The organism is Methanolacinia paynteri, assembly GCF_000784355.1.
GTDB lineage: Archaea > Halobacteriota > Methanomicrobia > Methanomicrobiales > Methanomicrobiaceae > Methanolacinia > Methanolacinia paynteri.
This window is the reverse complement of record NZ_KN360932.1, coordinates 1-7,831: the sequence shown is the minus strand read 5'-3', so window position 1 is coordinate 7,831 and position 7,831 is coordinate 1. Positions and strand designations below refer to the sequence as shown.

Annotated in this window: 6 protein-coding genes, 1 tRNA gene and 3 pseudogenes; 5 read left to right on the top strand and 5 right to left on the bottom strand. The window is 46.1% G+C overall.

What is annotated here, in order from left to right; translation table 11 throughout:
• Positions 1-272: 272 nt before the first annotated feature.
• Entirely contained in the window at positions 273-512 is a 240-nt protein-coding gene (locus tag METPAY_RS08140) for a hypothetical protein (RefSeq protein ID WP_048151170.1), read from the bottom strand.
• An 84-nt stretch (positions 513-596) separates the two neighbouring features.
• Here METPAY_RS08140 and METPAY_RS08135 point away from each other — a divergent pair, with 84 nt between their 5' ends.
• From METPAY_RS08135 to METPAY_RS15790, 3 genes and pseudogenes are all read left to right on the top strand, one after another.
• Positions 597-776: a helix-turn-helix domain-containing protein gene (locus METPAY_RS08135; protein WP_048151168.1), complete on the top strand. Its 180-nt coding sequence runs from the start codon at positions 597-599 to the stop codon at positions 774-776.
• 164 nt (positions 777-940) lie between these two features.
• A pseudogene (locus tag METPAY_RS15795) lies at positions 941-1,162 on the top strand (pentapeptide repeat-containing protein); the annotation flags it as partial.
• Positions 1,139-1,243: pseudogene (locus tag METPAY_RS15790) on the top strand (pentapeptide repeat-containing protein); the annotation flags it as partial. The pseudogenes METPAY_RS15795 and METPAY_RS15790, both read left to right, overlap by 24 nt.
• Before the next feature lie 745 nt (positions 1,244-1,988).
• Here METPAY_RS15790 and METPAY_RS08125 read toward each other — a convergent pair.
• Positions 1,989-3,041, bottom strand: a complete 1,053-nt coding sequence (locus tag METPAY_RS08125; protein ID WP_052418735.1) for a site-specific integrase — start codon at positions 3,039-3,041, stop codon at positions 1,989-1,991.
• 199 nt (positions 3,042-3,240) lie between these two features.
• Positions 3,241-3,313, bottom strand: a tRNA-Glu gene (locus METPAY_RS08120).
• Between the two features lie 168 nt (positions 3,314-3,481).
• On the opposite strand from METPAY_RS08120, the gene METPAY_RS08115 reads away from it, so the two are divergent.
• Positions 3,482-4,726: a multidrug effflux MFS transporter gene (locus METPAY_RS08115; RefSeq protein WP_048151165.1), complete on the top strand. Its 1,245-nt coding sequence runs from the start codon at positions 3,482-3,484 to the stop codon at positions 4,724-4,726.
• 43 nt (positions 4,727-4,769) lie between these two features.
• Here METPAY_RS08115 and METPAY_RS08110 read toward each other — a convergent pair whose 3' ends face one another.
• Complete coding sequence (locus tag METPAY_RS08110; protein WP_052418734.1) at positions 4,770-6,047, bottom strand: MFS transporter; 1,278 nt, start codon at positions 6,045-6,047, stop codon at positions 4,770-4,772.
• A gap of 135 nt (positions 6,048-6,182) precedes the next feature.
• On the opposite strand from METPAY_RS08110, the gene METPAY_RS08105 reads away from it, so the two are divergent.
• A complete protein-coding gene (locus tag METPAY_RS08105) occupies positions 6,183-6,965 on the top strand; it encodes a TrmB family transcriptional regulator (protein WP_211251524.1) in 783 nt (260 codons plus the stop codon).
• 17 nt (positions 6,966-6,982) lie between these two features.
• Here the strand turns inward: METPAY_RS08105 and ilvE are convergent.
• Positions 6,983-7,669, bottom strand: a pseudogene (gene ilvE / locus METPAY_RS08100) (branched-chain-amino-acid transaminase); the annotation flags it as partial.
• Between the last annotated feature and the right edge of the window lie 162 nt (positions 7,670-7,831).

Below are 7,831 nucleotides of genomic sequence, written 5' to 3'. Positions count from 1 at the left end.
CCCTCTGCCCCGTCCGGCGAACTGAAGATAAAAATCTCTCCGCAATCGGGACACCCGGGCGCCGCCCTGGTCCTGTCGGGTTCTGCTAACTTCCTGCATCCGCCGTTGTGATCTATCACCGGCTGCATCAGTCATCCCTCCGGGGGATTATTACGCAGGCCGGGTCTTTTTCATACGGATAATTGATAATAACGCAACTCTGATATGCTGACAAGTTGAATATTCCGTGCTCTTCGTGAGCGTTCGGGGTGGTTAAGTCGTCACCAAACATCTTATTCCACCTCGGATATTACCGCTTTTCCGCCTTCCTCAACCACTCGCACGAGGTCGGCCCATTTCGCCGTGAACATCCGGTCGTCACGTCGGATATTTACCGCCAGTCCGCTCTTCGATTTTGAGACCCCGCCGATCCTGCGATTGTCGAACAGATCCGTTCGGGCAATTTTTGAAATCATCGCTTTTTTCCCGGGAGTTTCATCACTCTCCCAATAATATTCAGGGTGTGTAAGCATATGTAAGTTTTCATAAGTATTTATAAGTATATTTAAGTAAATATAAAAACAACCTAAATATACCTACATGACAAACTGGTAGGTATGGGAGAGATCGAGAAGATGTACCCGCTGGAGGAGGCCGCCGAATACCTGGGAACCAAGCCGCGGGAGCTTCGTAAATATATCAACGAAGGCCGTCTGCCTGCCATCAAGATCGGGCAGACCTGGCGCATCAAGGAAAGCACGATCAAAAAGATCCAGTCCGGCGAACTCGTTATTTAAAAAAAATGTGTCTCAGCAATCCAGCACTGGCATGCTAACTCTTTTTAAAAATTAATAGGTTTTCTAAAAAGTGTAAATTACAATATTCAATCAAATCCCGATAATTTCAATTTTTATTACCTATTTTTGCATATTTTTTTCATGTCACAATTCGACTATCTGGTATGACTGATGATACTTTACGGCGATTCAATAAGGATCATTATGATTTTTTGATGAAATGTTCTCAAAAACGAGATTTTACTGAGTGGAATGAGTGGCATAAGGAATATCGTAAGGAAAATCGATATGGCGCACATTTGAAAGGAGCAAACTTCAGAGAGGCATATTTAGAGGGAGTTAACCTCGCAGAGGCGGATTTGGAAGGTTGTGATTTTTCCTTGGCTGACTTACGAGGTGCAAATTTATCTGCGGCAAATTTGAAGGATGCAATATTAGATCAAACTGATTTACGTGGCGCAGATTTTATAGCTGCAATAGTTAACGAAGTAACGAGTCTATATGACATAAAAAATTCTGAAATAAAATGTCAAATAGATAATAGAACTAGGTTTGCAGGAGTAGCACTTGGAGCAATGCGTATTTCACCTCCCATACGGACTCATTTAGAAAGAAATATCCGAGAACTCTACTGGAAATTGTGGTATAAAGAACATCGATATCAGAAATATGTGCTTCGCCTATTCTGGTGGCTATCCGATTACGGTACCAATACAAAAAGGATTATTGGAACATTCTTCGGCATCAATATTCTTTTTTGCCTTATATATTATTTTGTTCTACCTCCTTTAAATGAACAATTTGGAGTGACTGAAAATATCTTCAATATGACGACTACCACTCCCCTAACGGCTCTTATCCAGTCGAACATGATCGTCTTCAGTATTACTGATATTGCTACGAGGAACCTTAACGAATTGGCAATGCTAATCGTAATGTTTCATATCATTCTTGGCTACTTCATTCTGGCAGTTCTCGTCACCCGTCTTGGAATTATGTATCAATCCCTCTCTCCCTGATACTGCCTATCCCCACCACTACCCGAAGAGAGGAGCGAAAAAGCCGTGTGCAGCTGCGCTGATAAGCGTCGACCGAGAAAATTAGAAGCCGGGCGGCGTAGCCGTCGGGCGTTAGCAACCTGAAAAAAGAAGAGACAAGGACCACGGTGAACCCCAAAGCATCCGAAGACGCGAACGGTCCACGGCGGGCCGGTTACGATTGTGATCCATTAATCGTCTCAAGAAGAACCTGAACCACTGCCGGGTTACTCGTCAGAAGCTTCTTCAACTCGCTGACAGTATCCTCGACCACAAGCGGCCGGCCGCACTGATAGCAATATCGGGCCGCCGGCGGATTCAGAATTCCGCAATACGGGCACTTCTCCCCTTCGACCCCCTTCCAGGTCTCTTCATTCGTTGCAACACCGTTCTTCTCCAAAACGGCCCGGTCGATGTCGCACCCCGTCAGATGTGCATATGTCGCCCACTCCGATGCCTCTACCGACCCCCACATAATCAGCTTGATAACCGATTCCGGATATCCCTCCTGGATCATGTGGGTGATCCGGGAATGCCTGAAGGTGTGCGGTGTTACATGCCGTGTCACACCGGCCCGCCCGGCCGTCTTCATCAGAAGCGCCCGGACCGCTGCATATGTCATCGGCCTATTCGACCTGTTTAAAAAAACAAGATTATCATCCGCTGCCTGAAACGGATACATCGCCCGCCACCGAATCAGGGGCTCGCGGGCCATCACAAGCCGGATATATCGTGGCTTATTCGTCTTGAAATTTACATTTGCCACGACCCCGTGTTCATCGAAGACAAGAGCTCCCCAGGTAAGTGATCCAATCTCACCAACCCGAAGCCCGCCCTCATATAATGTCATGATGAGCGCCTTATCCCGGATTGACCCTGCCGCCCCGATAATCATCTCTATCTCTTCAGGAGAGAGCATATCGGCGGCCGTCTTTGTCATCCGGTCTTTAGACGGAACCCGTATCTTTCTGACCTTCTCTTCAGGAATGTCTGAATGCCCGTTTTCTATAAGCCATCCGTAAAATTGCTTGAGTATAGTAACGAAATCTCTAATAGTATTCTGCTTGTAAAGTGTTCCTCGCGAATTTCTAGCCTCGTGTAGCCTGTTTATTCCGCATAAAAGATCCCCCGTTGAGTTCTCAGCGAATGGGCCAATAAATCGCCGCCATCCGACAAGATGGAAAACAATCTTATTTACACGGACCTTGCTGATGTTATGGTATGCCATAATCTCACCGGCAAATTCCTTGATTAGAAAATTGTCGCGCTCTGAAATCTGTTCGATTTTAAGGCTCCGATCCAGTGAGTGAATCGCATAATTAGTTTTAATACTGTGGAAATCACTATTTTGAAGAGTAGGTACATGACCCCCCATAGTCGTCACCATAGGGGAATATGTTCCTGAAGGATTTGAACTTTACTTTAAGTGCTGATATGGGGATTTGAACCCCAGTCGCCGGCGTGAAAGGCCGGCATGATTGGCCCCTACACTATATCAGCGCAAGAATTGTTGCCTTAATATGTAAGGCGGATTATGTTATATACGTTTTGGAATCGGCCTGATGAAATTGCCTGAATTGAACCAATCTTCAATAAATGATTCTTTAGATAATTGTATATCGTATTTATAACAAACCTGACAGGACAAGCAGACATGGGACGCAGAGGATGAAACAGGAACTTCAGGAAGAGAATGAAACACGGATCTCCCAGAAGTATCTCGGGGAGAAGGGCACAATCGGCCTGATTGTTCTCCTATCTGCATTCGTTCCGCTCTCAACAGATCTCTACCTCCCTGCACTTCCCGGGATGGTTGACTATTTCGGGGTTCCGGTAATGCTCGTCAACCTTACCCTGATACTTTTCTTCATCGTATTCAGTGCGGGAATGCTATTCTGGGGGCCGCTGAGCGACAAATACGGGAGAAAACCGATCCTGCTCACAGGACTTGCAATCTATATCGCCGCAAGCGCCGGATGTGCATTTTCATGGGACATCTGGCACCTGATCCTCTTCCGTGCCCTTCAGGCAGCCGGCGGAAGCGCCGCATCAGCGGTTGCGACAGCCATGGTCAAGGATCTCTATGCCGGCAGAAAGCAGGAATCTGTACTCGCGATAGTCCAGTCGATGGTCGTCATATCGCCCGCAGTTGCACCTGTACTTGGTGCTTTCATGCTTCCATATACATCATGGCAGGGCCTGTTCTGGATGCTCGGCCTGATTGGAATTGTCTCTCTGGCGGGAGGAATTCTCCTTGAAGAGCCTCTTACCAGCCGATATACAGGTACAATGGTGAGATCCTTCGGAAGGCTGGGAACCGTCCTGAAGAACCCGGGATTCACCTCTTTGCTTATCGTTTTTTCGCTTGTGAGCACGGCATCGCTCGCATTCATTACAGATTCATCATATATATTTGTAAACCAGTTTGGGCTCTCGGAACAATGGTACAGCTTTTATTTTGCGGTAATCGCGATCGGAATGATCTCCGGGCCTTTCCTCTATCTACGTCTCTCCAGATATATCAGGCGGAATACGATCATTGTCTCCTGCTTTGCCATAATGGCCGTGAGTGGAATAATGATCTGTCTGTTCGGCGATCTCGGGCCTGTTGCATTCACACTCGCACTTTTCCCTGCGTCAATGATCGGAAGTTGTGTAAGGCCTTCGGGTACGTTTCTTATGCTACAGCAGCAGAAGGAGTACACGGGCTCGGCATCATCTCTTATCAACTGCTCCGGACTTTTATTTGGGAGTGCGGGAATGGTTCTGGTCTCTGTCGGAGGAGATGATCTCATTCTCAGCATAGGAATAATAAATTTCGCCGTAGGTCTGGTGTGCCTTTCAGGCTTTATGCTGATTAAAAGGCTTCATCTGGCAAAAGAGGTTCCCGATTTCGTCGGAAAAACTGATTGAACAGGTTATTGAAAAGATATCCGGGATAAAATATCTTCAGATCTCATGTACTTTTATCAGATTCATGTTTGTTTTTTGCATGTACTTTCTTACCGAATATCAGGAATACAAAAACTGCAGTCATTATTATACTATACAGTCCTCCGAGGGTGAACACCATCTGGTATGTCCCGCTTATATCGATAATAGGCTGTGATACGAATCCGGATACGAACTGTCCAAGGTAGAAGAACACCGAATAAATCCCGTACAATGTCCCATATCTTTTGGCTGGGGCGATCTCACTCAGCCATCCGACAAGCGTCGGCAGCAAAAGCCCCTGGCCTGTTCCGACAAGCACTAATCCAAGTATTAAAAAAATAAAGCCTGAAACAGTTCCTATGATCAAAAAACCTAGTGCGATAAGCAGGAATCCTGTTGCCATTATCGTATTTCGCTTAAAATAATAATAGAGCCTGCTACAGGAAAGGGCGCTGAAAGCCGAAATAAAGCCGGGAATCCCAAGAAGTGCGCCGCTGACAACAGTTGAGGAGATCCCGGCAGCCTGCAAAAGGTAAGGAAGCTTTGTCGGCAGCGTATAGAACATGAGCATCACGCCAAAGACCGATATGTATATGAGGGCCAACTGAGTAAACGACAATCCCTTTTTTTCGACCTTTGATTCGTTGAAATCCTGACTTATGGAAGTATTGTCTTCCCTTTTCGGCTCTTTCATCGTAAGGAGAACTCCGGGAATAAATAACAGTGCAATAAGATAGATCAGGAAAGTCTCTCTCCAGCCGAACGATGCAAGAAGTCCCCCTGAAGTCTCAAGAACAATTGCTCCGATACCCATTGCTGCCGATTGGTATCCTATAACCCTGATCCTTTCAGGGCCTGAATAGTAGTCTGATACCAGTGCAATCGTGGTAGTCATTATACCGGCAATCGCAATGCCAAGCAGAGCCCTTCCGACAAGTATCATCTCCAGCGAACTGAGATATGCACCTGAAGATCCGAATAGCGCAAAGAATGCGAGGGATATCATCAGGGGTCTGACTTTTCCCACGCGGTCGCATATCATCCCGATAAACCATCCAGAAAGGACTATTGCAAGAGAAGGAAGCGTTATTATCAGTGCAATTACACTCTCGGGATATCCTGAAAAATAGGCGCTGATCCCCGGGAGAGATGGTGCGACGGCCGCTCCGCCCATCATCGTCATCATTGATGAAAGGATAAGAAATGTGAGCTTTAATTTGTCCCTGCCTGTTGTATTGTATGTTATTTTGTTTTTGAAAGTTTTTGTCGTGTTCATTGCTGTAAGAACTCCGGTCTTCATTAACGAGCCTGGCTAAAAAGCTCTTTAATTCGGTTTCGGCTAAACTTTTCAAATCAGGTGTCATATATGTGGTGCTCCTGGAAGGAGGAGCAGATGAAAAAAGATATCCCTGTTAATAACAAGATAATTTTCAGAATGACAGATCTCCCGGCGGATAGCGGATCATTTGAACTGGATCAAAGAATTGTTGAAAGACTGAAATCCTGGGGGATGACCGAATATGAATCGAAAATTTATACGGTTCTCGTTATGCTCCAGGTGGGCAGCGCAAGGGATATTCACGAACTCACGGGAATACCACGCGGACGTGTATATGAGATACTCTCCGATCTCACAAAAAAAGGGTACATAGGAATTATAAACGGGAGTCCCACTCGCTATCATGCCCTTGATATTGCACGGACATTTGAGAAGATAAAAAAAGATACTCTCCATTCAATCGAAGAGGTTGTCCAGATGCTCGAGGAGATCGAAAAGAAGGCACGTCCTGCAAAGGTTCCGGGCTACACTGTTCAGAGTGAATCTGCAATCGAGAACCAGGTGAATTCAATCCTGAGGCGTGCCAGGGATTCGGTTCTTATCCTTTGTATCGATCCTGCTTTTTTAAAAAAATTTATTGCGGAGATAAAATGCTCAGACAGGAAATTAGATCTTCATATTGTTGTTGATAATCCTGCTGAATATTCATATAGAGGATTAAAAATTCATAAGGGCGATTCATTAATCAGAAGCAGCCTTCTGAATGAAAAGCTCTACAGCGATCATTCGGCAAGGATCATCTTTGCCGTATTTGCTGACTTCCGGGAGGATGTGATGGTTGTCAGAAGAGGCTCTTCCCTCGAGGGCATATTTTCTTCAGAATTTCCAATTACGGAATATATGCAGAGATCGATAATGGAAAGAATTGACAAGGCCTAAATTTCTGTCCAAAAAAATTATTTGAATATTTCAGTTCCTTCCGATGAAGTCTTTGAACTGAAGGCGGCTGTCATCTGTTTTATAACCGGACCAGGTTTCCCTGTTCCGATCTTCCTTCCGTCGATGAGTGTTACCGGTGCGACCTCGGCGGCGGTTCCGGTTACAAGAACCTCATCCGCGGTGTAGAGGTCGAAGAACCCGAGGTTCTGCTCCTTTACAGGGATTCCAAGCTCTTCGGCAATCTCAAGGAGGACCATCCTCGTAATTCCCCTGAGGTTGTTCATGGTCGGAGGAGTAAATATTGTGCCGTTCTTTACGACGAATATATTGTCTCCCGAACCTTCGGCGACGTAGCCGTTTGTGTCGAAGAATATGGCTTCGTCTCCGCCTTTGTAGTTCGCCTCGATCTTTGCCATGATATTGTTGAGATAGTTCAGGCTCTTTACATTAGGCGGGAGGGCCTCGGCTGCGTTTCTCCTGATTGATACCGTTATTGCTTTCAGGCCCTTTTCATAAAGATCGCCGTACATCGCTCCCCAGGGGGCTGATATTATGAATACTGTTGGTTTCGAGCATTTTAGGGGGTCCAGTCCGAGATCTCCGACACCTCTCGTTACGACCAGCCTGATGTATGCATCCCTGTGGTCGTTTCTCCTTAGCGTTTCGAGTGTTGCCTCGGCCATCTCCTCTTTCGTCATCCCGATGTCTGTCGTGCATTATCGAGAACATCCCGAAGCATGATGCTCAGGTTCGCCGCATGCTTCGGGATGTTCTCGATAATGCACGACATGCATATATCCCCCAACACCCTCCCGATGAAGATGTACGAACTCTCCACGTACTCCTTCAGGCACGAGCAGAAAGGC

Coding starts and splice junctions, on each gene's coding strand:
- METPAY_RS08110 (WP_052418734.1), bottom strand. CDS start 6,047: ATGAAGACCGGAGTTCTTACAGCAATGAACACGACAAAAACTTTCAAA.
- METPAY_RS08140 (WP_048151170.1), bottom strand. CDS start 512: ATGCTTACACACCCTGAATATTATTGGGAGAGTGATGAAACTCCCGGG.
- METPAY_RS08115 (WP_048151165.1), top strand. CDS start 3,482: ATGAAACAGGAACTTCAGGAAGAGAATGAAACACGGATCTCCCAGAAG.
- METPAY_RS08125 (WP_052418735.1), bottom strand. CDS start 3,041: ATGGCATACCATAACATCAGCAAGGTCCGTGTAAATAAGATTGTTTTC.
- METPAY_RS08135 (WP_048151168.1), top strand. CDS start 597: ATGGGAGAGATCGAGAAGATGTACCCGCTGGAGGAGGCCGCCGAATAC.
- METPAY_RS08105 (WP_211251524.1), top strand. CDS start 6,183: ATGACAGATCTCCCGGCGGATAGCGGATCATTTGAACTGGATCAAAGA.